This window comes from Proteus mirabilis HI4320, from assembly GCF_000069965.1.
GTDB classification, from domain to species: Bacteria; Pseudomonadota; Gammaproteobacteria; order Enterobacterales; family Enterobacteriaceae; genus Proteus; species Proteus mirabilis.
Genome location: NC_010554.1, coordinates 1,775,597 through 1,800,107, shown reverse-complemented (window position 1 = coordinate 1,800,107; position 24,511 = coordinate 1,775,597). Strand labels below are relative to the sequence as shown.

18 protein-coding genes and 4 tRNA genes are annotated in these 24,511 nt (G+C 37.5%); 14 read left to right on the top strand and 8 right to left on the bottom strand.

The window, feature by feature from the left end; all coding sequences use genetic code 11:
- The first annotated feature begins 6 nt into the window (after positions 1-6).
- From ttrB to ttrA, 3 genes are read left to right on the top strand one after another with little or no spacing between them, the layout of a single operon-like run.
- Positions 7-747 carry a tetrathionate reductase subunit TtrB gene (gene ttrB / locus PMI_RS08235; protein ID WP_004243581.1) on the top strand — a complete coding sequence of 247 codons (741 nt, stop codon included), beginning with the start codon at positions 7-9 and terminating at the stop codon, positions 745-747.
- Positions 744-1,772: a tetrathionate reductase subunit TtrC gene (gene ttrC / locus PMI_RS08230; protein WP_012368068.1), complete on the top strand. Its 1,029-nt coding sequence runs from the start codon at positions 744-746 to the stop codon at positions 1,770-1,772. The genes ttrB and ttrC overlap by 4 nt, the downstream gene beginning before the upstream one ends.
- Positions 1,765-4,845: a tetrathionate reductase subunit TtrA gene (gene ttrA / locus PMI_RS08225; protein WP_012368067.1), complete on the top strand. Its 3,081-nt coding sequence runs from the start codon at positions 1,765-1,767 to the stop codon at positions 4,843-4,845. Before ttrC ends, ttrA begins: the two co-directional genes overlap by 8 nt.
- 339 nt (positions 4,846-5,184) lie before the next feature.
- Here the strand turns inward: ttrA and PMI_RS08220 are convergent, their stop codons facing one another.
- The 8 genes from PMI_RS08220 to PMI_RS08185 all read right to left on the bottom strand — a co-directional run bounded on the left by PMI_RS08220 (position 5,185) and on the right by PMI_RS08185 (position 9,600).
- Positions 5,185-5,787 (bottom strand): response regulator transcription factor, encoded by a 603-nt coding sequence (locus PMI_RS08220; protein ID WP_004243578.1) that lies wholly within the window; start codon positions 5,785-5,787, stop codon positions 5,185-5,187.
- 314 nt (positions 5,788-6,101) lie between these two features.
- Positions 6,102-6,356: a biofilm formation regulator BssS gene (gene bssS, locus PMI_RS08215; protein WP_004248355.1), complete on the bottom strand. Its 255-nt coding sequence runs from the start codon at positions 6,354-6,356 to the stop codon at positions 6,102-6,104.
- Between the two features lie 211 nt (positions 6,357-6,567).
- Positions 6,568-7,620 carry a dihydroorotase gene (pyrC, locus tag PMI_RS08210; RefSeq protein ID WP_012368066.1) on the bottom strand — a complete coding sequence of 351 codons (1,053 nt, stop codon included), beginning with the start codon at positions 7,618-7,620 and terminating at the stop codon, positions 6,568-6,570.
- 187 nt (positions 7,621-7,807) lie between these two features.
- Positions 7,808-7,883, bottom strand: a tRNA-Asn gene (locus PMI_RS08205).
- Positions 7,884-8,131: 248 nt separating this feature from the next.
- Positions 8,132-8,207, bottom strand: a tRNA-Asn gene (locus PMI_RS08200).
- Between the two features lie 335 nt (positions 8,208-8,542).
- Positions 8,543-8,618, bottom strand: a tRNA-Asn gene (locus PMI_RS08195).
- A gap of 234 nt (positions 8,619-8,852) precedes the next feature.
- A tRNA-Asn gene (locus PMI_RS08190) sits at positions 8,853-8,928 on the bottom strand.
- Positions 8,929-9,093: 165 nt separating this feature from the next.
- On the bottom strand, positions 9,094-9,600 hold the full coding sequence (locus PMI_RS08185) for a YlaC family protein (RefSeq protein WP_004243574.1): 507 nt from the start codon (positions 9,598-9,600) through the stop codon (positions 9,094-9,096).
- Between the two features lie 455 nt (positions 9,601-10,055).
- Here PMI_RS08185 and cspE point away from each other — a divergent pair, with 455 nt between their 5' ends.
- The 11 genes from cspE (at position 10,056) to PMI_RS08130 (ending at position 24,507) form a co-directional block, all read left to right on the top strand.
- Positions 10,056-10,268: a transcription antiterminator/RNA stability regulator CspE gene (cspE, locus tag PMI_RS08180; protein WP_004243573.1), complete on the top strand. Its 213-nt coding sequence runs from the start codon at positions 10,056-10,058 to the stop codon at positions 10,266-10,268.
- Between the two features lie 108 nt (positions 10,269-10,376).
- Positions 10,377-10,571, top strand: coding sequence for a protein DsrB (dsrB, locus tag PMI_RS08175; RefSeq protein ID WP_004243572.1), 195 nt, complete (start codon positions 10,377-10,379; stop codon positions 10,569-10,571).
- Positions 10,572-10,935: 364 nt separating this feature from the next.
- The gene (locus PMI_RS08170; RefSeq protein WP_004248352.1) at positions 10,936-11,634 is read left to right on the top strand and encodes an MgtC family protein; all 699 of its coding nucleotides are present in this window, start codon (positions 10,936-10,938) and stop codon (positions 11,632-11,634) included.
- 3,321 nt (positions 11,635-14,955) lie between these two features.
- On the top strand, positions 14,956-15,306 hold the full coding sequence (gene flhD / locus PMI_RS08165) for a flagellar transcriptional regulator FlhD (RefSeq protein WP_004243568.1): 351 nt from the start codon (positions 14,956-14,958) through the stop codon (positions 15,304-15,306).
- Between the two features lie 2 nt (positions 15,307-15,308).
- Positions 15,309-15,890, top strand: coding sequence for a flagellar transcriptional regulator FlhC (gene flhC, locus PMI_RS08160; RefSeq protein ID WP_004243567.1), 582 nt, complete (start codon positions 15,309-15,311; stop codon positions 15,888-15,890).
- A 134-nt stretch (positions 15,891-16,024) separates the two neighbouring features.
- Entirely contained in the window at positions 16,025-16,918 is an 894-nt protein-coding gene (gene motA, locus PMI_RS08155; protein ID WP_004243566.1) for a flagellar motor stator protein MotA, read from the top strand.
- Between the two features lie 2 nt (positions 16,919-16,920).
- Entirely contained in the window at positions 16,921-17,970 is a 1,050-nt protein-coding gene (gene motB / locus PMI_RS08150; RefSeq protein ID WP_004243565.1) for a flagellar motor protein MotB, read from the top strand.
- A gap of 35 nt (positions 17,971-18,005) precedes the next feature.
- Positions 18,006-20,225 carry a chemotaxis protein CheA gene (gene cheA / locus PMI_RS08145; protein WP_012368064.1) on the top strand — a complete coding sequence of 740 codons (2,220 nt, stop codon included), beginning with the start codon at positions 18,006-18,008 and terminating at the stop codon, positions 20,223-20,225.
- A 21-nt stretch (positions 20,226-20,246) separates the two neighbouring features.
- A complete protein-coding gene (gene cheW / locus PMI_RS08140; protein WP_004243558.1) occupies positions 20,247-20,747 on the top strand; it encodes a chemotaxis protein CheW in 501 nt (166 codons plus the stop codon).
- 347 nt (positions 20,748-21,094) lie between these two features.
- On the top strand, positions 21,095-22,801 hold the full coding sequence (locus PMI_RS08135; protein ID WP_012368063.1) for a methyl-accepting chemotaxis protein: 1,707 nt from the start codon (positions 21,095-21,097) through the stop codon (positions 22,799-22,801).
- Positions 22,802-22,860: 59 nt separating this feature from the next.
- Positions 22,861-24,507, top strand: coding sequence for a methyl-accepting chemotaxis protein (locus tag PMI_RS08130; RefSeq protein ID WP_012368062.1), 1,647 nt, complete (start codon positions 22,861-22,863; stop codon positions 24,505-24,507).
- Positions 24,508-24,511: the final 4 nt, after the last annotated feature.

Genomic DNA, 24,511 nt, shown 5'->3' with positions numbered 1-24,511 from the left:
ACAAATATGGATCTTGGTAAACGAAAATTCTTACAACAATTAGGGGTCCTTACCGCAGGTGCTTCACTGGTTCCTCTCTCTCAAGCAGGCATTAAACTATCCCCAGAGCGCCGTGAAGGCTCAGAGGATAAACGTTATGGCATGCTGATCGATCTGCGTCGTTGTGTTGGGTGTCAATCTTGTACAGTGAGCTGTACGATTGAAAACCAAACGCCACAAGGACAATTTAGGACGACAGTAAACCAATATCAAGTTGCTATCAAGGGGCAAGAGGGAATAACGAACGTCTTACTCCCTAGATTATGTAACCATTGTGACGAGCCTCCGTGTGTACCTGTTTGTCCTGTTCAAGCAACATTTCAACGCAAAGACGGGATCGTCGTGATTGATAATGAACGTTGTGTAGGCTGTGCTTATTGTGTGCAAGCATGTCCTTATGATGCCCGTTTTATCAACCATTCCACTCAGACAGCCGATAAATGTACTTTTTGTGCTCATCGCCTAGAAGTTGGGTTATTACCTGCCTGTGTTGAATCTTGTGTGGGGGGCGCTCGTATTATCGGTGATATGAAAGATCCACACAGCACAATAAGTAAAATGATCCGCGAGCATGAACATGAATTAAAAGTACTTAAACCAGAAAGTGGCACCTTGCCACAAGTTTTTTATCTTGGTTTAGATGATGCATTTGTGCAGCCATTAGTTGGACAAGGGCAACCCGCATTATGGCAGGAGGTTCACTCATGATTTCATCCGTTTCGCAAATTCAAGAAGTGATAGCGATCCCCCAAGAATACTTTTGGTTACCTTGGGCAGTTCAATATTTCTTTTTTATCGGCATTGCGTGTTGCGCAACACTTTATGCATGCTGGCAATGTTGGAAAGGGCGTACAGGTAATCCTCGTTTAGAAGCTGTTGCGGTTTTTATTGCCGTTACGGCGGGGATCACCGCCCCTTTAGCATTAACCGCTGATCTCCATCAAACCGCACGTGTTTGGCATTTTTATGCTTATCCAACTCCTTGGTCGTGGATGGCATGGGGATCACTATTACTGCCACTCTTCTCTGCATTTAGTATTTTGTACTTTATTGCCGTGGTCGTGCGTTTAGTGTGGAAACGTGAATATAAGTTAACGCGTTGGGTTGCTTTAGCCTGCGCACTAACCTCGATAGGTTTATTGCTCTATACCGGCCGTGAAGCTTCTATTTTAAAAGCAAGACCGGTGCTTTATACCTACTGGCTGCCGATATTACTGTTTTTTAGTGCCATGCAAGTATTGCCTACGCTATTAGCATTAGGTACGCGACGAGAGCCTGTGTATCAGCGTGAACTGGCTATGTGGTTTATCGGATCTTTAATGTTACTTGCTGTATGTACAGGTTTTTGGATTGCGGGGGATACTATTTCAGGACAAGCCATTAGGCAACAATTGGCAATAGGAAGTTTAGGCTGGTGGAGTGCGATAGGGGTTATTGCCTTATGGATAGTGTCTGTTGCTATGGGCGGATTAATGGCAAAACAGGCACGCTCAGTGGCATTTATTACCGTAATGGCTTTTATTTCAATGGGATTGGCGTGGGTATTACGTTGGCTAATGTTAATGGGAAGCCAATATATTCCCAAATATAACATTATTACCAATCCTTATCAGTTCCCGCTGGGTAATGATGGATTATTAGCGATTGTTGGAACATTTGGGCTTTGGATAGCGTTAACCATTATATTCAGAGAAAGTATTCGTTGGGTTGTCAGGAGAGTACAGCATGGCTAAGTTTACAAGACGTCAATGGCTTAAAGGTGGATTGGTTATCGGTGGTATTGCCGCATTTGCTGCCAGTTATCGCGATGTTGCTAAGCGTGCTGTCGACGGTCTCGTTGATGGGACTTCTGGTAAGGTTACTTTGGATAGGATCAACGGTAACTCTTTATTACCAGAAGGTAAAATCACGGCGAAAGCGAATTGGCAACCTAATACCAATCAAGCAGTTTGTATGACTCAATGCTTTGGTTGTTGGACTCAGTGCGGTGTGCGTGCGAGAGTCGATCGTAACAATAATCAAGTATTACGTATTGCAGGAAATCCTTATCACCCATTATCTCAGGATATCCATTTTGGTTATAACATGCCAATAAAAGAAGCCTTTGAAAAAATGGGGGGCGAAAGTGGTTTAGCTAACCGCTCTACGGCTTGTGCTCGTGGTGCGACAATGATGGAAAGCCTCGATAGTCCTACTCGTATTCTTGAACCCATGAAACGAGTGGGTAAACGAGGTGAGGGAAAATGGCAACGAATTAGCTTTGAGCAACTGATCAAAGAAGTGGTTGAGGGGGGCGATTTATTTGGTGAAGGGCATGTTGATGGCTTACGTGCTATCCGCGATTTAGCAACACCCATTGATCCTAAACAGCCAGCCCTAGGACCTAAAGCAAATCAGTTATTAGTTACTAATGCTGGGGATGATGGCCGAGATAGCTTTATTCGTCGCTTTGCACAAAATGCCTTTGGTAGTAAAAATTTTGGTGCTCATGGCTCTTATTGTGGATTAGCGTATCGTGCCGGCTCCGGTGCATTAATGAATGATCTGGATAAAAACGCTCATGTGAAGCCTGATTGGGATCATGTTGAATTTGCACTATTTTTAGGTACCTCACCTGCGCAATCAGGAAATCCATTTAAACGTCAAGGTCGCCAATTAGCGAATGCGCGTATTCGTGGTTCGTTTAACTATGTAGTTGTGGCACCTGCTTTGCCATTAACCACCACGTTAGCTAATGATCATGGCCATTGGGTACCCGTACAACCGGGAACAGATGCTGCTTTAGTGATGGGTATGATCCGCTGGATCATTGAAAACAAACGCTATAATGCTGAGTATTTATCGGTGCCCAGTGAAGTGTCGATGAATAATGTTGGAGAGCGAAGCTGGACTAATGCGACACATTTAGTCATTAGTGATGAAAATCATCCACTGTCAGGGCAGATGTTAACCGCCGCGCATCTTGAGGATATTGCCGATGGCGAAGCGCAAAATATGGTTATAGCCCTTAATGGACAGCTTACAGCAGCGACGCAAGTAGACAGAGCACAGCTTTTTGTTACTCAAAAAGTGACATTAAAAACAGGTATTGAGGTTACAGTAAAATCAAGTTTCCAATTATTAACTGAAGCTGCAAGTCGCATGTCATTGGCGGAGTATAGTGAACGTTGTAAAGTACCTGAAAGCACTATTATTGCCTTAGCGCGTGAATTTACTGACTACGGACGAAAAGCTGCGGTTATCTCACATGGTGGCATGATGGGGGGAAATGGTTTCTATACGGCGTGGAGTGTCATCATGCTAAACGCTTTAATTGGAAATCTAAACCTGAAAGGGGGGGTATCTGTCGGTGGAGGTAAATTTAATGGTGCGATAGATGGCCCTCGTTACAATATGGATAGTTTTAAAGGCAAAATTAAGCCTAAAGGAATGGTGCTATCGCGCAGTAAAGCGGCCTATGAACAATCTGATGAATACCGTGAACGGATCGCAAAAGGGGAGTCTCCTTATCCTGCTAAAGCACCGTGGTATCCGTTTGCCGCAGGGCAATTAACAGAGCAACTGGGATCGGCATTAGCGGGTTATCCTTATTCATTAAAAGCATGGATAACCAATATGACGAACCCGCTATACGGTATTGCAGGTATTCGCCAAGTTATGGAAGCGCGTCTTAAAGATCCACAGCATCTACCATTGATTATTGGTATCGATGCTTTTATGAATGAGACCACTGCACTGGCGGACTATATTGTGCCTGATACGCATAACTTTGAAAGTTGGGGATTTAGTGCGCCGTGGTCTGGTGTACAAGTCAAAGCCAGTACGGCACGTTGGCCGATTGTAGAGCCTCGTGTGGCGAAAACAGCCGATGGTCAACCTATATCAATGGAAACTTTCTGCATTGCGGTTGCTAAAGCATTAGACTTACCCGGCTTTGGTGAAAATGCGCTAGAAGATAAAGATGGGCATTTCCACGCAATTAATAGTGCTGAAGATTATTATCTGCGTGTAGCGGCTAATATTGCCTTTATGGGCGAACAGCCTGTAGCACCTGCCAGCCATGAAGATATTTTATTAAGTGGTGTCGATCGTATTCTTCCTGCTATTACTGCCACTTTAAAAGAAGAAGAAGTCCTAAGGGTGGCGAATATTTATACTCGTGGTGGGCGCTTTGCCCCTTATGATAAAGCATGGAATGGTGATGCGACAGGCCCGCAATGGAAGAAACCATTACAGATCTGGAATGAAAATGTAGCGAAGAATCATCATGCTATTACCGGTGAGCGATATAGTGGTTGCCCAACTTATTATCCACCGCGTTTATCTGACGGTAGCGATATACATCAACATTTTCCACAAGAGCAATGGCCATTAAAACTGATGTCCTTTAAATCTCATGTGGTAAGTAGCTCAACGGGCATGATCCAACGTTTAAGAATGGTAAAACCAAGCAATTTAGTCGCGATTAATCCGCTAGAGGGTAAAAAATGGGGGATCAAGCATGGTGATAAAGTGCGCATAGTGACCCCAGGTGGAGAGGTTGAGGCTGAAATTAGTTTATTAGAGGGGGTTATGCCTGGAGTGTTAGCGATTGAACATGGTTATGGACATAAAGAGCTAGGCTCACGTCAACACTATTTAGATGGGCAACCATTAGCTATGGATAAAGCAATAGGTAGTGGTATTAACTTAAACGACTTAGGCTTTGCTGATCCAACACGAGAAATAACGAATACTTGGTTAGATTGGGTTTCTGGTGCCTCTGTACGTCAAGGATTACCGGCAAAGATTGAGCGTATCGCCTAATAGTATGTAGCAATAGTGTCTTTTTGTTGTTGATGACTCTATTGGTGCTCACTTCACTCTAGGAGTGCTGTAAGAGTGAAGTGAGTCATGCTATGACATATTGTGCTTATTAATATGTTTAGTGTCATATTGAATATGAAGAAGATATTTTATGTTATAAAACGTTGCTCTTAGGTGATTAAATATTTTTAATTTTTGATATGTTCACCCATATTTATAATCCTATTATAGAGTTCAATGTTAAGTAATAGGAGTTTGTTATTTCCTCAATTAATTAAACTATTAGCTTCATAATTTCATTCCATAAAATATATCAATCATTAAACGATAAGTTTGTATTTATTTCTCATAGATATATTTTAATATATTATATATAAAGAAGAGTTCAATTCTATTTTTTACATTTATTTTTTCAGTAATATGTCTTTTATGCGAATAAACGGTGCTATTGCTAATTTTTAATTTTTTGGCAATTTGATAGTTAGGCAACTCTCCCATCCAGTAATTTATGATTTTTTGTTCTTGTATGCTAAATATTGAGCAAAGAGAATGTTTATAAGTGGGGAAAAAAACTTGGCAACGAGAAGTTAATGTTGATGTTCTCTCTAATACCCAAGGTAGTACTCGTTTAGCAAGGATAAAACAGTTATTTGTCAAGGCGATAGGTCTATCTTTGTCTGGATAGTTGGCATCAATATAGAGGTATAAACGACACTCTTGAGTCAGTGAAAAGAAATATTGCAAGTGCTGACAATGTGCTACTTCACGACAATATTTAGTGAGATCAATAAAAATAATATCAGGCATAGAGTTATTAATATAATGATTAGCTTCTTCAATAGAAGACATATCAATAATTTCATGCCTTACATTTTTTTTTAAGAAGAAATGCCGAATACCATTACGAGTAAAGTAACACTCATCAATAATTAATATTTTCACTAATAACTTCCTTGTGATATCTATTTTCAAGTTATTAAAATAAAGATAACATAGTTTTATGTCAATTCGGGTTATATATCATTTTGTGAAAGATATATCGAATAAAAAGAAAATTATAATAACTTAATTAAATATAAATTAATTTATAACAATAACTAATTAAAAAAAACAGTATGAAAAATTAACATGTTAGGGATAGATAATAGAGATAAACGAAATAAAAATGAAAGGTGATTATAACAATAAAAACGAGACAGGAGTACGAAAGTACTCCTGCTTGGTGTCTTAATGCTTTTCTCGAACTTATCTTTTTATCAATGCTTGGTGTTGTCTGATACAAAATCTTCAGATGATTCAATTTTATCAATACCTGCTTGAAGAATATAAATCAACTGTTTTGCTACATCAGTAGTAAGCCAAAGTGTTTTATCAACCACTGCATTGTCTGGATGGTGTTCGTTTTCAGGAAGATAATGTAAACGTAGCATCATCGCATCATAGATATCTACAGTGCTAATATCCCAGCCTACAACAGGATGTGTTTGAATAACTTCATTTTTTCTACTCATAATACCTCCTAATCATACAACCGGTTTTGACTAAGAGAGAAGCCCCCACTAAGTGGTTACTTTCCAGTATACGAAATTTGGCGCAATAAAAAAGCTAAATTTTGATGGAAAATGGAAAAGTGCAATGAGGAATAGCAAAAAATATGCACCATAACTATCCCAGATAAGGGGTTATATGGTGCATAAAAAGAAGATATCAAGTCACTAATGATTAATTGATACTAATATCCCAATGAATATCTTCATTTGCTAAGAAGGGGATTAATGCTTCATCACCACTCATAATTTCTGCAGGTGCAGTAACGGATTTTTCCGTTAAGGTAATAGTGCCTTCATTAACCGGTAAACCATAAAAACGTGGGCCATTGAGTGAACAGAAGGCTTCAAAGTGAGAAAGGGCATTGAGCTCTTTAAATACGCTAGCATAAGCTGCTAAAGCGGTGGGGGCGTTAAACACGCCAGCGCATCCACAAGATGATTCTTTGCGATGTTGTAAATGAGGTGCGGAGTCAGTACCTAAGAAGAAACGCGAATGGCCTGATGCAACGGCTTGTCTTAATGCCTCTTGGTGTACATTACGCTTAAGGATAGGTAAACAGTACAAATGCGGTTTCACACCACCGACAAGCATATGATTACGGTTAAACATTAAGTGTTGTGGTGTAATAGTTGCACCAAGAAATTCATTTCCCTCTAAGACATACTGTGCCGCTTCTTTGGTGGTGATATGTTCAAAAACAATTTTTAAGGCAGGAAATTGTTTGCGAACGGGAGCCATCACGTTATCAATAAAACGAGCTTCTCTATCAAAAATATCGATATCTGATGCAGTAACTTCCCCATGAATAAGCAATGGCATACCTATTTTTTCCATCACACTAAGAATAGGATAGATTTTATTGATATCGGAAACACCATGGCTAGAATTTGTCGTCGCATTGGCGGGATAAAGTTTACAAGCAGTAAATACGCCTTGTAAAAAACCTTGTTCAACTTCTGATGGCAGAGTGCTATCCGTTAAATAGCAGGTCATTAATGGTTCGAATTTATCGCCACTTGGAATAGCTGCTTTTATGCGATCACGATAACGACGGGCGGCTTCAATGGTGGTGATCGGGGGAACAAGATTTGGCATTACGATAGCTCTGCCAAAATAACGACTGGTATAAGGAACAACGGTTTTTAGCATGTCATCATCACGAAAGTGAACATGCCAATCATCAGGACGGCGAATAGTGAGGGTGATAGGTTGTGCAGTGGTCATATACCGGCTCCGTGTGTCTTAGGAAAATCGAAAGATCAACGATTGGATTGGACTGGATAGTCAAGCCGGAAATGAATAGTAATACGAAAACGATTAAATAGCTACCTTTTTAATGGTATTTTTTTATTGTGTGTGAGGGAAAACAGAGAATAAAATCAAATAGTTACGAGGGTAATACTAATAGAAATGGCTCCTCCAACTGGACTCGAACCAGTGACATACGGATTAACAGTCCGCCGTTCTACCGACTGAACTATGGAGGAACATCATTAAGTGGCGTGTATCATATAGTGGTAAAATTGAGATGTCAAAGGTCAATCGTAGATATTTGTTTAAATGGATAGATAAACAGCAAGTTGCATCAATCATCAGCGAATAATGAACAAGATAATGAAAAAGATGCTGGAATTTATAGGGTGAAACAGAGAAAAATTTATTTTTCAGCATACTAAGTGTGGGATGCTATCGGCTAAAAAGCAAAAAGCCCGCATAAAGCGGGCTTCTCTAAATTTGGCTCCTCCAACTGGACTCGAACCAGTGACATACGGATTAACAGTCCGCCGTTCTACCGACTGAACTATGGAGGAATTGTGTTCCCTTGAGAACGAGGTGAATAATAGCGAGAGAGAGGGCAGTTGTAAAGTAAAAAAAATAAAATAATAGCTTAAGTGGTTAAAAAATAACTGATTTATGTGTTTTATCTAAAATTATACCGATTTCGGCACAGTATATATACTGTGTTGATATTCTTACCGCCCTAAAAAGCCACATTCTGCCATATCATGAGTAAGAAAAGAGTCACTTAAAGATCATTGTGCAGCAGTGTCTTAAAATTAGACAATGAATAAAAGTGATAAATAAGAAAAGAAATAATGGGCATTAAAAAAGCAAAAAGCCCGCATAAAGCGGGCTTTTCTAAATTTGGCTCCTCCAACTGGACTCGAACCAGTGACATACGGATTAACAGTCCGCCGTTCTACCGACTGAACTATGGAGGAAGCGTGTTCTCGTGAGAACGAGGCGAATAATAGCTATCCTCTTTTCCCTTGTAAAGCAAAAAAACAAAAAAAATGTTTGTTTGCTCAAGAGTGCACCGTTTTGTTGTTTTTTTGATAAAAAAGTATAAAAAATAAATAGTTATATATAGATATCGCTGATGAGCATGAAAGGCTAGTAGGGACTAGTTTATTTAGAAAAGCAAAAAGCCCGCATAAAGCGGGCTCTTCTAAATTTGGCTCCTCCAACTGGACTCGAACCAGTGACATACGGATTAACAGTCCGCCGTTCTACCGACTGAACTATGGAGGAATTGTGTTCTCTTGAGAACGAGGCGCATAATAGCGATGATATATCAGGGTGTCAACGTTAAAAAATAGATTAATTAACTGTTTGATTGGTTTATGGACAATATGGCTAAAAAATGGTTAAGGTTCTCCGTGTTGTGTGCAATAACACGGAGAATTTCTCATAGTATTAGACTTGGGGTGATAATTTTTCTGACGAAATCGGTTTGGTGATGGGATCGAATGCGATTAAATACACGTCATAAAAGTGTATCTCTTGTTTTGTGCGTATAATGTCATTGATGTCTTCTTTTATTTGCGCTGGGATAGCCGGGTGCTGGCGTATCTCATTAATCGCTTCATCAGATAATTTTTCAAAAGTATACCATTCGCCGTTATAGCAAACTCTAAGGTCAAGAACGCCGATATCATCAAACTTATAAATAGGTTTGATATCAAATAGCAGTATTCCTGCCATCACAATAAACATCAAAGTGAAAAGAGTCAGCGAAATGACCCCAAAGTAAGGAGAGTAAATAAGCAAAGCGGCCAGTAATAAATATGACAACACCATACTGACGCAAAGCCAAATATGATTTTTTAAAAATTGGCTATTAAAGTGTGGTTTGCCATCACGCTTTTCTGCGGCATTAATACGTGCTAAATCACGCTCTAAAATGTCTTTTAATACATTCATTGTAAATACCTTAAAAGATGAATGTTGCAAATTTGTTTCTTAAGAATAGATTATCATGGAGACAGGATCAGCAGATAGAACAGTTTTTTTAAATTCGACGCTTAACTGTTATTGTTAGTCTCTTAAGACTATTCCTACTTGCTGTTAATAATTGCTATAAAATATCAAATAAATTTTATACACAGTGACAAAAATAGAGGCGAATTTGTATTTTTTATGTGCAATTTGCATTTTTTTAATCTTTCAATGCATAAAACTATTGCTATTAACCCTGTCTCATGCGTTAATGAGTAAGGCCTAAATACAGACCTGATTTATGATTGACATTCTAAGTTAATGAGTTTTAAACAGCATCGCTTTTTGACCGTTTTCTTCATGTGTGCCCATAAGTTATAGGTAGTTCAGGCCAGTAGATGCCGAGAAGGCAACGTTTTATTGATATATAGGAAAGTCACATGTCTGACAAAATGAAAGGTCAAGTTAAGTGGTTCAACGAGTCTAAAGGCTTTGGTTTTATTACTCCAGCAGACGGAAGCAAAGACGTATTCGTTCACTTTTCTGCCATTCAAGGTAACGGTTTCAAAACTCTGGCTGAAGGTCAGAACGTAGAATTCACAATTGAAAACGGTGCAAAAGGTCCAGCAGCTGCTAACGTAACAGCTCTGTAATAAAAGCCTTTTAAAAATTTTCTTCAAGCCTGTCACCTTCTGGTGGCAGGCTTTTTCTTTATGGGTAAAATAAAAAGAAGATAATGAGAATTTTTATCAGGAGTAAAAATGAACGTTAATGATCATGTTGTAGTAAAAACGGATGGCTGTGAAGATCGTCAAGGAACCATTTTACTGATTGAAGAATTTAATGAAGGCATTATGTACTTGGTTTCACTGCCTGAATATCCGAATGGTATTTGGTTTTTTAATGAAAAAGAAGGTGGTGAAGGCACTTTTGTTCGACCAGTACAACAAAAATGATTGGTTTAGGAAGCGTTCATTTACATTGTGCAATGGCCTATTTATACTACCAGCCAAATTTTGACGAAGAGAAAACAGATGGATACGCAAAGTAGTAAATTAATGCAAAAAATAAATTGGTAAGCCGTTTTCTCCGCTAAAACTGCTTACCTACCGGTGGGCAGTGCACTTCTTGAACCTCGTTTTACATAGAATCGCACTAACCTTGAGATGCTCTTATTACTAAGAGGTGATTTTATGTGCTATGTTTTTTTCTCCTTATTTCCTCCTCCTAGATTGCTGTAGCCAAAGATCCGTTGTTGTATTACTTCATTAGCCGTATAACGGCGTGTTTTTTTAGCCATTGTTTATGGAGGAAATTAAAATGGCTATGACTCCTTATATCTTAAATTTGGTTGTTGCAATGTGTCTTGGTGCTTTGATTGGTGCCGAAAGACAATGGCGTCAAAGAATGGCAGGACTTCGCACCAATGCTTTAGTGGCGACCGGTGCTGCGGTATTTATCTTAAGCTCCATTGAAACTTCACCCGATAGCCCAGGACGGATTGCTGCACAAGTGGTTTCTGGTATTGGTTTTTTAGGCGCAGGGGTGATTATGCGCGAAGGAATGAATATTCGAGGTCTTAATACCGCGGCGACACTTTGGTGCTCTGCGGGCATTGGTGTGTTATGTGGACTTGGACTCTATCCACTTGCTACCGTAGCGACATTGCTTATTCTTTGTGCCAATATTCTATTACGGGAAGCTGCTCAACGAATAAATGCCCAACCGCAATATCAAGCGACAGATATTGAACAACGCTATTCTATTCGTATTGTTTGTGATACCCACGATGAAGTTTTGGTAAGAACACTTATTTTGCAAGCCATAAACGGTTTACATGTGAGATTGCAATCATTAAGTAGCGCAGATACACCAATGCCTAGTCAATTAGAAGTTTGTGCTGAAGTGTTGGCTACCCCAGCTGAGCAAAAAGAGATAGAAGCCATTGTTTGCAGGATAAGTTTAGAAAAAAGTGTCAGTGCAATTAATTGGAAAATTGCTTCTGAGCATCCCGCCTAATACTTTATGGATATAAAATATAATACTTTGTGAGTATAAATAGAGGTTATCCCCACAGCAATAGAGCTTGTTAATGTGTTTTATAAGAATAGTGGGGATAATATCAACAAAAGTAGAATATAAAACAATAACTGAAAACGAGGGAATTTAGCTTATTTTAAACGCTATTTAATACAGTTTAGCATTATAAATAATAGAAAATTAACTAAGTATTAATACTGGTGGTTAAAGGTAACCTATTTCATATGTGTAATTATTCATTGTGAAACTATGTTTATAGCTGAATAAGATCGATAACATGTATCATCAATCTTTGTTTAGATGAAAGAATAAAGTTATCTATAATAAAAAACCATTTATCAATGGAAACTTATTTTAAATCAAAAAACGCATTTTAAAATTATGTTAAGCCGATTTGGTGGAGTGGCTTTCCTACTAAAAACCCATTTGATGAGTCTATTAATTGTCCTAGCACACAAAATCGTTACTAAAGGGCTTAAGACAAGATGCATTTACTTACATGCCTCTATTGAAAACTTTGGTGTCGTACATATCACTCGATGATATTCTCAAACAATTTCAATATATTCGATGAATTATTTATCATTATTCTTTATTTGACGATCGTTAACCTACTGCTTTTTGAGAAATATTTTTGATAAAAGTGCACTTAAAGCAAGTCAGGGGAGGAGAAAAGTTGTGTAGATGACACAGCAGGGGGCTACAGTAAAGCTGATGAATGGGGGGAAGTGTTGATTGTTGATACATATCATTAGGATATAAATTCTTTTTTGTAAACAAGCTGTAGGGGAAATGCTACCAATAAGTAATCTTATTATACTGGTTGAAAAAACATACTAATCTATTTATTGTATAAAATATCTATTTCAATATTACATTATTTATATCTTTATCAAGAAGATGAGTCTGACTTATAGAAGAAAAAAATCATCGAATAACGAAATAAATGCACCATTGTAATTTCTATTAGAAATAATTAGAGGCTTATTTTTCGTATTATATCATGATACAAAAATGATTAAAAAGATTAAGTAAAAGTACGGGGAAAAGAAAATACTAAAGGTTAGCGAGAATCAAAAAGAACATGGTCGATAAAAGGCTAATCGACTTCTAAACTATTGCTCATGTTATTGGGCGTTGTTACGTAAATAATTATAGTTGATGGTGACAGAAAGATGGCTAACAATATTTTTATCTTATTTGTTACATAAAAATGAGATCGTTGAGTAATGAGTTGCGTAACTGAGGTTATTTGTTTTTATGATAAAAAATAGTGATAAATAACTATTTTGAATAAATTTGTTATATCAATCTGCTTATTGTGTGTTGTCTGTCAAAAAGTTATTTCCCACCAATTCTACTCTTTATTTGAGTAATGTTGATGATAATCAATATCACAATAAATAAAAATGATAAAAATAAGTTTGCTTTTTTGTTTAAAAAAGCAGTCTTTTTATCAATACCTTTCTTAGAAGAACCCATCATCTCTTTTGTTAAGCATTGATATTAGCTGATTAGCGCTAAGAAATGGCTAAGGCTACTCTTCTCAAACCATCGGAAAACATGCTTAAAAAAAAGACAAATAAAAATAAAAAACGTATTATTTTTGGTCGTAAATTAAGCTATCTTATCTGTCATATATAAAAAAAGTAACATTTGCTATTTTACAGTTTATTAATGATGATGATTGAGTAGGCAATAAGAGGTTATTTTGATCAAAAATAGTTGTTAATATTGACATTGGATAAATGATTTATACAAATGTTAATATTTAGGTGGTGAGCGTTAAAGCAGGATAGGGATTGATCAAATTGCAAATGAGTAAGTTGGAATTTCCATTCTAAATTTTCTATGTCTCAATCATTTTGAAAGAAGAGATCGGTAAAACTTTTTTGCTGAAAATGAAATAGTTATTTCATTTGTAGTCTATTTTTATCAGAATAACGGATAAGAAATAAAAAAATCACACTGATTATTTATAATAAATTAATTATTTATTATTTTAATAAAATCAATCTGTTTTTTTTACTTATTGATACTATGTTATTTAAATAATAGCCTGTTTTTTTTATTTATATGTGTTTTTATTTTTTTATATAAATGTAATGGCTGAAATATAAAAAATAAATTATTTTTGTTTATATTAAGTTTAAGTCAAATATTATATATTTTTTTTATCGAATTTAATTGGGTAAATAAAGTTATTATTGCTACTTTATATTTTTAAATGAGGTTTTTTCTCCTATGGATTTATATTTATTTTTCTAAAAAAAGTTGGTAAGTAATTTGATTGTTACGTAAAAACCATAAATAAATCTTACCTGTATTGTCATGTTTTTTTATATTGATTAATCTTTGTTCGGTAAAACACGCATAAAGAGTTATATAGCTTTATTATTTTGCACTTTTAGTTATTGATTAGTAATTTTTAATTATTTATTAATAAAACTTTTATGTGATAGAAATAAATATTCAATAATTTATAAGGTAAGATGCATAACTAGGAATTTAATTTTGTATAACTTATCCTGCTAATGTAAGAGTGTTATGCTTTATCTTTATGAATTTTAAGTGTAATTTTTTTTATTTAATTAATTTATAAAATTAGATAACTCAAATTAATTATGATTGGTTGTTTTTTATGCCAATTGTAAATAAAAAGTGATCATTTATGGTGTTTTCGGTAAATGACTAAAAAAACTATATCTATAGAAATATTTATTAAACACAAGTGCTTTGTTCAGACAAAGATGAGGAGGAGCTATGGCAATATATGTTACTGTGATCGAAAAAAACTTCAATTTTAGATTTGTCAATTTTTTATGCTGTATTTTTAGGTTTATAAGTTTAATAGATCGTATAAAATAAAAAATTATCATTAATATTTTAATTTGGGTAGATTCGCTTATTAATTCTCAGCAAGTTTTATTACTAATATTACTTGAATAGTTAATGAACTAATTCCATAATAATGATTATCTTTTTGTGATGTAACTCACATAGTATTTAAATTAGACTACTTTATCCGTTGAATAACTTAATCATTAAGGAGTAAAGTTATCTCGTTAGGATTATTCTTAACGTGATATATTGGCGAGCATTTAAAATCCTTTTTAATTTAAATGTTTTTCTCGCTACTTTTTGAAATGATCGTAATCAAGTAATACAAGGTAGTGTTACTACGAGTCATATTCATAAAATGGGGCCTGGAAATTCAATATACATTTATATTAATTTCCTCGGGATCTTACTTTAAACAAGATCCTCTTTGTTCAATATAATCGGACGGGATGTAAAGAGATGAGTACGGTTGAATTGCTTAAGCATATTTATGACATAAATTTATCGTATTTGCTTTTGGCGCAGAGGTTAATTAACCAAGAAAAGGCTTCCGCAATGTTTAGACTGGGTATCAGCGATTCTATGGCTGATGCACTAAAAGAGCTAACATTGCCTCAATTGGTTAAGTTGGCTGAAACAAACCAACTAATCTGTAATTTCCGGTTTGAAGACAGCGAAACAATAGAACAACTCACTAAAGAATCCAGAGTGGATGATTTGCAACAAATTCATACTGGTATCCTTCTTTCTTCTAACTTGTTCCGTCAACTATCGGAACATGATACCTCTGCTACAAAGAAACGGGCATAACAATGAGTGAGAAAAGTATCGTCCGAGAGGCGAAAGATATTCGCCTAGCAATGGAATTAATCACCTTAGGTGCTCGCTTACAAATGCTTGAAAGCGAAACGCAATTAAGTCGAGGGCGTTTAATTAAATTATACAAAGAATTAAGAGGAAGCCCTCCTCCTAAAGGTATGCTACCTTTTTCAACAGATTGGTTTATGACATGGGAACAAAATATCCATTCTTCAATGTTTTATAATGCTTACCGCTTTTTATTAAAAAGCGGGGGGAGTGTAGGTGTTGAAGCTGTTGTAAAAGCCTATCGTTTATATTTAGAACAATGTCCACCCGTTAAAGATCAAGAACCTATTTTAGCACTAACACGAGCATGGACATTAGTTCGTTTTGTTGAAAGTGGTATGTTACAACTTTCTGTATGTACCAAATGTAATGGTTCATTTATTACACACGCACATCAGCCTGCAAGTAATTATGTTTGTAGTCTTTGTCAGCCTCCATCTCGGGCAATAAAAAAACGTAAACTTTCCGCCAATCCTGCCGATATTAACTTACAACTGTTGGATGGTCTTGAACAGTTTGCAATGTGATTCGAGATTGAAAGTTAAATATCAGGTTATAGATTAAAGACTCTATAACCTGAGTTGTTTCCTCTTCCCCTCCTATCTCCTTGCGGTTATGTTCGCCATTCTCTCTATAACGAAATTAGCTAAAGGGATATCGCGTGTTAGTACTCTTAGGATATATCGTGGTGATTTGTGCTGTCCTCGGAGGGTTTACCCTCGTAGGTGGACATCTAGGCGCATTATATCAACCCGCTGAATTTTTAATTATTTTTGGTGCCGGTATCGGTGCTTTTGTTGTAGGTAATAATGGTCGTGCGATCGTATCAACGGTAAAAATCCTACCGAAATTACTTCGTAACACTAACTACAATAAAGCGATGTATATGGATCTAATGGCATTAATGTTTCGTTTGCTGTCTAAAGCGCGCCAAAACGGCATGTTGGCATTAGAGAGAGATATTGAAAATCCACAACAAAGTGACATTTTTTCCCAATATCCTCGCATTATGAAAGACGTTTATATGCTCAGTTTTATTACTGATTATATGCGTTTGATGGTGACGGGGAATATGAATCCTTATGAAATTGAAGCACTAATGGACGAAGAAATTGCCACTTTTGAAGAAGAAAGTGAAGTACCTGCGGCGGGGCTCTCTACGATGGGCGATTCATTACCCGCATTTGGTATTGTGGCCGCGGTTATGGGGGTGGTTAATGCGCTAGGTGCTGCCGATAGACCTGCTGGGGAAATGGGGGCACTTATTGGTCACGCAATGGTAGGTACTTTCTTAGGTATTTTATTAGCTTATGGCTTTGTTTCACCATTAGCTTCTCGTATCAGACAACGCTCTAGTCAACAAATGAAAATGATGGAGTGCATCAAGACCACCCTGTTATCTAGCATGAATGGATATGCACCACAGATAGCGGTTGAGTTTGGTCGTAAGACCCTCTTTCTGGCAGACAGACCTTCATTTATTGAATTGGAAGAACATGTACGTCAGGTACGGACACCGATGCAGGCAAATCCTGATGCAATGAAAGAAGAGTAATTATGAAAAGTAATTCACAGATAATCAGAGTTAAAAAGCGAGGGAAAAAACAGCACAACGCACAACATGGTGCGTGGAAGATAGCTTACGCTGACTTTATGACTGCCATGATGGCTTTCTTTCTGGTGATGTGGTTACTTTCTATCGCTAGTCCTCAAGAGTTAACTCGTGTTGCTGAATATTTTCGCACACCTCTAAAAGTTGCCATTGAAAAAGGCCGCGTTAGTGGAGACGTGACAAACCCGATACCAGGGGGAGGACGTGATCCTGTGTATAACGAAGGTGATGTACTGCCAAAAGGTGTCGAAGATAAACAGCTCAATGAAAAACAGCAATTCCGTAAACTGAAAGAGAATTTAGAGCAAGTTATTTTACAAGATCCTCGCTTAAAAGATTTAAAACCTCATTTATTAATCGACATGATGGACGAAGGCTTACGTATCCAAATTATAGATAAAGAAAGCCGGCCAATGTTTAAAGTTGGTAGTGCCACTGTTGAACCTTATATGAAAGATATTTTAACTGCGATAGCGCCAATACTAAATGACTCGCCTTATAAAATCAGTTTATCAGGTCATACCGATGATATTCCTTATGCGAGTGGTGCACTCAAATACAGTAACTGGGAGTTATCAACGGATCGAGCTAATGCATCTCGTCGAGAACTTATTGGTGCAGGGCTTGCAGAATGGAAAGTACTACGGGTTGTAGGTATGGCATCAACTGTTCACTTAGTAAAAGAGGATGGTTTTGCTCCGGCGAATAGAAGGATCAGTATATTAGTTTTAACTAAGCAGGAAGAAAAGAAAATTGTACATGAAAATGAGCGGGTTGCACCAGCAATAAAAGAGGCATCAGAAATTAAACCTCTGCTTTCAGGGCAAGAAACCCCACAAGAAAACGGAGAAAATACACAGACGAATTCGTCTGTGTCTTCTTCTACATCTAAGCTTCCCGAATCAAAAAAGGAAAATGTTGAAACAGGAGTTTCTGGGGAAAGTTTGCCATCACAATCGACAAATATTACGACAAAACAGGAAACAACTCCTTAGTTTGTATGTAATCGCGTAAAGGTGAATGAGTAACGATGGATATTACCGAGTTTTATCAAACATTTTTTGATGAAGCAGATGAGTTGTTAGCTGATATGGAACAGCATTTACTGTTACTTGATCCGCAAAATCCAGATCAAGAGCAGTTAAATGCTATTTTTCGTAGTGCGCACTCCATAAAAGGAGGAGCCGCAACATTTGGCTTCGTTAAACTTCAGCAGACCACTCATGTGCTGGAAAACTTGCTCGATAGTGCAAGACGCCATGAAATGGTACTTACCGATGACATTATTAACCTGTTTCTGGAAGCGAAAGATATTATGCAACAGCAATTGGATGCACATAAAAACTCACAAGAGCCAGACGAGGAAACATTTAACTATATTTGTGAGAAGTTGCGTCAGTTAGCTCTAGAAGTCAAAGAGGAACAATCAACTCAATTAGGTGAGGGGAGTGACTCAGTATCTTTAACTGAAAGTAATGCCCCAACGGAGAACATCACTCCTGTTTCTGCAGTGCATCATACTGACGATGAGCTTAGTAAAGAAAATCAACCGCTAGCAACGGCTAATACACCAAATACTGACGGTCTTTATCAGCACCATATTATTTTATCTGATTTAAAAGAGACCGATATTGATTTAATGCTAGATGAATTAAAGCATCTGGGTGAAGTTAGTCAGGTTGAAAAACAGCACCATGGGTTGGAAGCGGTATTAAAAACCACAGCAACTCAAGAAGATATCAGTGCGGTATTATGTTTTGTGATTGAACCAGAACAGATTTCCTTTGCTAACGTTGCTGCTACTGAGGAAAAGGTAACGTCTACAGATAAAACGCAAGAGCAAGCCGAACACTCACCCTCATCTGTGACAGAAAGTATCCAGCCTGCTGCTCAAACAGAGCAGCCAGCTACGATAGAAAAAAACGTTGCTGAGTTGAATAAAAATAGTCAAGCAGATGAAGTGACTAAAGTTGCTACAACCTTGCCACCAACTGCGACACCAGCCCCTGCGCGAAAACCTGTTGTTGCTCAGGCCAAAACGGAATCAACCAGTATTCGCGTTGCGGTTGAAAAGGTGGACCAACTGATTAACTTGGTCGGGGAATTGGTGATCACTCAGTCTATGTTAGCGCAACATAGTGACACGCTTGAGCCATCTATTCATAGTGATCTACTCAGTTGTATTGCACAGCTACAGCGTAACTCTCGTGATCTGCAAGAGTCAGTGATGTCTATCCGTATGATGCCGATGGAATATGTTTTTAGTCGTTTTCCGCGGGTCGTTCGTGATTTAGCTGGCAAAATGCATAAAAAAGTTGAGTTAAATATGATTGGTAGTTCAACTGAACTTGATAAAAGTTTAATTGAGAAAATCATCGATCCTTTAACTCACTTAGTCCGTAATAGTCTTGATCATGGTATTGAAATGCCTGCCGATCGCATTGCCGCGGGCAAACCAGAGGCGGGTCAATTAACGCTTTCAGCAGAGCATCAAGGTGGCAATATTTGTATTGAAGTGACAGATGATGGTGCTGGATTAAATCGTGAGCGTATTTTGAAAAAGGCGATATCATCGGGCTTAGCTGTTTCTGAAAATATGAGCAATGAAGAAGTTGCGATGTTGATATTTGCGCCAGGTTTCTCTACCGCTGAGGTTGTCACCGATGTTTCTGGACGTGGTGTGGGTATGGATGTTGTAAAACGAAATATCCAAGAAATGGGGGGGCAAATTCAAATTAGTTTTGAAGTTGGAAAAGGTACACGCATTCGCATCTTGCTGCCACTCACATTGGCCATTTTAGATGGCATGTCAGTAAAAGTGAATGATGAAGTATTTATTTTACCATTAGGAACAGTGGTTAGCTCATTACAACCTGAAGAGGAAGATATTTATCCTTTAGCAGGAGATGAAAAATTATTGCAAGTAAGAGGTGAATATTTACCGCTTATTGAATTACACCGTACTTTTAATATTGAAGGTGCGCAAACCGATATTACTCAAGCGATTGCGGTTATCGTACAAAGTGCAGGGCGCCGTTATGCTTTATTGGTCGATAAGTTAGTTGGTCAACATCAAGTGGTTGTTAAAAATATAGAAAGCAATTACCGAAAAGTACCGGGTATTTCTGCTGCCACAATCATGGGCGATGGTAGTGTTGCTTTAATTCTTGATGTTCCAGAATTACAACGTTTAAGTCATTCTCAAATGACAGAAAAGAAAAAGAATACAACTGCGCATACAGTTATTTAATAGTGAGGATAAAATAAGATTATGGCTGCGGAACATTTCGAGAAATTATCCGGTGAAACTGTTGGACAAGGATTTCTAATTTTTACGTTGGGCAACGAAGAATATGGCATTGATATTCTAAAAGTACAAGAAATTCGGGGCTATGACCAAGTCACTCGTATTGCGAATGCACCTAGTTTTATTAAAGGTGTGACCAATTTACGGGGGGTTATTGTACCTATCGTTGATCTACGAATTAAGTTTTCACAAGAAAATGTTACCTATAATGACAACACAGTGGTGATCGTGGTTAATTTACTCAACCGTATTGTCGGCATTGTTGTTGATGGTGTTTCTGATGTATTAACCTTAAAACCTGAACAAATCTGTCCTGCTCCTGAATTTGCGGTAACAATGTCAACAGAATATTTAACAGGATTGGGTACTTTAGATGAAAGAATGTTAATTCTGGTTGATATTGAAAAATTACTCAATAGCGAAGAAATGGAATTAGTTGATAGCGCAACAATTATGGCTAAATAAAGTTTAGCCTATTAATCTTATTCTTTAATACTGTTCCGGCTATCTTGCCGGAATAGTTTTTTCAATTATTTGTTATTTCTTGGGGCTTTAATATTAATTAAGTGAAATTAAAGCAGAAAGAGTACTTTTAATTTTAGTTAAGTTATTTTTTTTAAATGTATTAACTAAAAAATGAATGTGCATTATGCCTAGCAGGTTTTTAAAATGAGAATTTAAAATATAACTTATTGATATTTAATTTATTTATTGTAAATAGAAAATAGTATCTATATAGGATAAAACCTATAAAGTTTCTCTTAAGTCTGCCGATAACTTGGTCATACCATCTATTATAAAAAGGGAAACTCATGTTTAGCCGAATGAAAATAGTGACTGGGTTGTTATCCATTCTTCTGTTGTTTGGTGTTTTGCAGTTTATCTCCGGGGGTGTTTTTTACTCAAATCTCAGTGAAACAAGACAAGATCTGGATAAAACTCTCACAATACAAAAACAGCGTGAACGTTTAGATGAAAGCTGGGCAAACTTATTGCAAGCGCGTAACAATATCAATCGTGCAGCTATAAGCTATCTGTTACAGGATAAAGATCTGAATGTTGATAGCTCGTTGTCTGTAGAATATTTAACTGGTCTGGCACGTAAAAATATGTCTCGGGCCGATGATAAATTTAAAGAGTTTGAACAGCATATAAATGCTTATCAAATTCATTCAGAAGAAGAAATACGCAATTTAAAAGGGCGTTTTATTGAGTATTTTTCTGCATTAAATCAGTTAGAAATTTTACTGCAAGATAAAAACTTAAAAGATTTTTTCGAACAACCAACGACTTCTTATCAAGATGGTTTTTATAAAGAGTATCTTGCTTATGTTATGCGTAATGAGAAGTTTAATAATCAATTAAATAGTGCATTAGAAGCTTCTCATCAGCGTTCTATTATCACGATGGTGATATTAGCCATTATTGTTGTTACAGCACTCATCATTTGTTGGTTTGCACTACGCAATGCATTAATTCGACCACTTAATTCATTGTTATTAAATATTAAAGCATTTTCTGAAGGGGATCTACGTCCCGATATCGAGGTACATGGACGTAATGAAATGAGCTTATTAGCAAGTGGCTTAAAGCACATGCAACAAGAGCTTATACATACTGTTCGTGGTGTTTATCAAAGTACTGAGAATATCTATAACAGCACCAGTGAAATTGCCGCAGGTAATAATGATTTATCCTCACGTACTGAGGAGCAAGTTGCTTCATTAGAAGAGACTGCTGCGAGTATGGAGCAGTTAACGGCGACAGTAAAACAAAATGCTGATAATGCACGCCAAGCAAGTAACCTTGCCAATGATGCCTCAGATATTGCCCGCCAAGGTGGAAAAGTTGTGGCTAATGTGGTGCAAACGATGCACGACATAGCCGGAAGTTCTCAAAAAATCACCGATATTACTGCAGTGATTGATGGTATCGCATTTCAAACCAATATTTTGGCGTTGAATGCGGCTGTTGAAGCTGCGAGAGCCGGTGAGCATGGTCGCGGATTTGCGGTAGTTGCCGGCGAAGTTCGTAATCTTGCACAGAGAAGTGCAGAAGCTGCTAAAGAAATAAAAACGTTGATTGAAGACTCTGTTAGTCGCACTGAAACCGGATCGGTATTAGTTGAAAGTGCAGGGGAAACCATGACTCGTATTGTCGAATCTGTGACACGTGTTACCGATATTATGGGGGAAATTGCCTCGGCATCGGATGAACAAAGTCGAGGAATTTCACAAGTGGGTCTTGCGGTTTCTGAAATGGATCGTGTTACTCAGCAAAACGCCTCTTTAGTAGAACAATCTGCCGCCGCCGCTGCGGGTCTTGAAGATCAAGCAGTTGCATTAACCCGCTTAGTTTCCATCTTCAAATTACCGGGTCAGGAAGAAAAAGCATTAGAGAAAAAGGAATTGGATGCACCCCCTGTAGTACAAGCCGCTGCTCCACTTATAAAACCAGGAACCTCAGAAAAGAAAAAGAGCAGCAGTGTTGAAGATCCCGCTAACTGGGAAACTTTCTAACAACAACAAGTGGCTGACAAGCGGTAGTGATTTGCTACCGCTTATAACGAGGTGAAGGCATGTTTAGGTTTCGTAAATTAAAGATATCCACCAGTCTCTATTTATTACTGATGATGTTTTGTGTGATGCAAGTTATTTCCAGTGGGATCTCACTGGGAATTATTCATTTAAACAACAATCAGATCACTAGAATTGATTTAGATACTGCTAAGCGAGATGAATTAGGATTAAGTTGGGTATCTTTAGTACAAGCACGTAATGCAATAAATCGCGTTGCGATAGGAATGAAAACTGAACAGTCAACAGATTATATCCAATCTATTGAATCAATCGCATTATCACGTTTGGAAACAGCAAATACTCATTTTCAAAATTTCCTTACAGATATTAATCAAGAGGTTATTCCACAAGAAGAAAAAGAGATTTTTAATACCGTAAAAAATGATTATCACGTTCTTTATAGTGCACTAGTTGAATTACATGGCATGTTAAAAAAAGGCGATTTTCAAGGGTTTTTAGATCAACCAACGGAACGCTATCAAACTGCAATGGAAAATTCATTTAATACCTATATGAATTACGTTCAACACGAAGTGGCTGATTCGATAGAACAAGGACATCATTTTTATACTATCGCTATTTTAATGTTTATTGGCGCAATCACCATGGTAATTGTGGTGTCAATCGCCTCTCATCGCTGGTTAAGTTTTAATATTATTAAACCTTTCGCAAGTTTAAGCCGTTACTTTAATGATGTCGCAACAGGCAAATTAAATCGTGAAATTCTGGTTTTTACTGATGACGAAATAGGTGACATTTTTAGACGGTTACGTGAGATGCGTGGCGAGTTGGCGCGCTCTATTCGTATTGTTCGTGATAACAGTCAGGCGATGTATTCGGGTATTCAAGAAATTTCCAAAGGTAATACCGATTTATCCTCGCGCACAGAACAACAAGCTGCTTCTTTGGAAGAGACGGCTGCGAGTATGGAGCAATTAACGGCGACAGTTAAACAAAATGCGGATAACGCGTTACAAGCGAGTAAGTTGGCGGAATCTGCATCTGAAACTGCACTACGAGGCGGTGAAATTACTCACAGTGTGGTCGAAATGATGGATGCTATTACTCAAAGTTCTCAAAAGATAGGCGCTATTATTAGTGTCATTGATGGTATTGCCTTTCAAACCAATATCTTAGCGCTTAATGCTGCGGTAGAAGCGGCGCGAGCGGGTGAACAAGGACGCGGTTTCTCAGTTGTTGCAGGAGAGGTGCGTAATCTTGCTCAGCGTAGTGCTGAAGCGGCTAAAGAAATTAAAACACTTATTGACGAGTCTGTGTCTCGAGTCTCTCAGGGATCTCGATTAGTAAATGATGCGGGGCAAACGATGGAGGAGCTTGTCACATCTGTAAATAAAGTCACTGAGTTAATGGCCGAAATTGCCTCGGCTTCAGACGAACAAAGTAGAGGTATTCACCAAGTTGCTGATGCTGTTAGTCAGATGGATCAGGTGACACAACAAAACGCTGCTTTGGTGGAGCAATCAGCATCTGCTGCCACAGCATTAGAAGATCAGGCTAACAACCTGGTTAATGCTGTATCGGCATTCGAATTGCCTGACACGGATGAAGACGGATCTTCTCACTCCTTAGAAGGTAATGGGTTGAAGAAAGCAGATAAAAAATCATTTTTTAAAAAGACCCATTAAAAAA

What these genes read in the sequence shown, in the direction of transcription:
- ttrB (WP_004243581.1), top strand. Translation starts at nt 7, where the DNA reads ATGGATCTTGGTAAACGAAAATTCTTACAACAATTAGGGGTCCTTACC.
- ttrC (WP_012368068.1), top strand. Translation starts at nt 744, where the DNA reads ATGATTTCATCCGTTTCGCAAATTCAAGAAGTGATAGCGATCCCCCAA.
- ttrA (WP_012368067.1), top strand. Translation starts at nt 1,765, where the DNA reads ATGGCTAAGTTTACAAGACGTCAATGGCTTAAAGGTGGATTGGTTATC.
- bssS (WP_004248355.1), bottom strand. Translation starts at nt 6,356, where the DNA reads ATGAGTAGAAAAAATGAAGTTATTCAAACACATCCTGTTGTAGGCTGG.
- pyrC (WP_012368066.1), bottom strand. Translation starts at nt 7,620, where the DNA reads ATGACCACTGCACAACCTATCACCCTCACTATTCGCCGTCCTGATGAT.
- PMI_RS08185 (WP_004243574.1), bottom strand. Translation starts at nt 9,600, where the DNA reads ATGAATGTATTAAAAGACATTTTAGAGCGTGATTTAGCACGTATTAAT.
- cspE (WP_004243573.1), top strand. Translation starts at nt 10,056, where the DNA reads ATGTCTGACAAAATGAAAGGTCAAGTTAAGTGGTTCAACGAGTCTAAA.
- dsrB (WP_004243572.1), top strand. Translation starts at nt 10,377, where the DNA reads ATGAACGTTAATGATCATGTTGTAGTAAAAACGGATGGCTGTGAAGAT.
- PMI_RS08170 (WP_004248352.1), top strand. Translation starts at nt 10,936, where the DNA reads ATGGCTATGACTCCTTATATCTTAAATTTGGTTGTTGCAATGTGTCTT.
- flhD (WP_004243568.1), top strand. Translation starts at nt 14,956, where the DNA reads ATGAGTACGGTTGAATTGCTTAAGCATATTTATGACATAAATTTATCG.
- flhC (WP_004243567.1), top strand. Translation starts at nt 15,309, where the DNA reads ATGAGTGAGAAAAGTATCGTCCGAGAGGCGAAAGATATTCGCCTAGCA.
- motB (WP_004243565.1), top strand. Translation starts at nt 16,921, where the DNA reads ATGAAAAGTAATTCACAGATAATCAGAGTTAAAAAGCGAGGGAAAAAA.
- cheA (WP_012368064.1), top strand. Translation starts at nt 18,006, where the DNA reads ATGGATATTACCGAGTTTTATCAAACATTTTTTGATGAAGCAGATGAG.
- cheW (WP_004243558.1), top strand. Translation starts at nt 20,247, where the DNA reads ATGGCTGCGGAACATTTCGAGAAATTATCCGGTGAAACTGTTGGACAA.
- PMI_RS08135 (WP_012368063.1), top strand. Translation starts at nt 21,095, where the DNA reads ATGTTTAGCCGAATGAAAATAGTGACTGGGTTGTTATCCATTCTTCTG.
- PMI_RS08130 (WP_012368062.1), top strand. Translation starts at nt 22,861, where the DNA reads ATGTTTAGGTTTCGTAAATTAAAGATATCCACCAGTCTCTATTTATTA.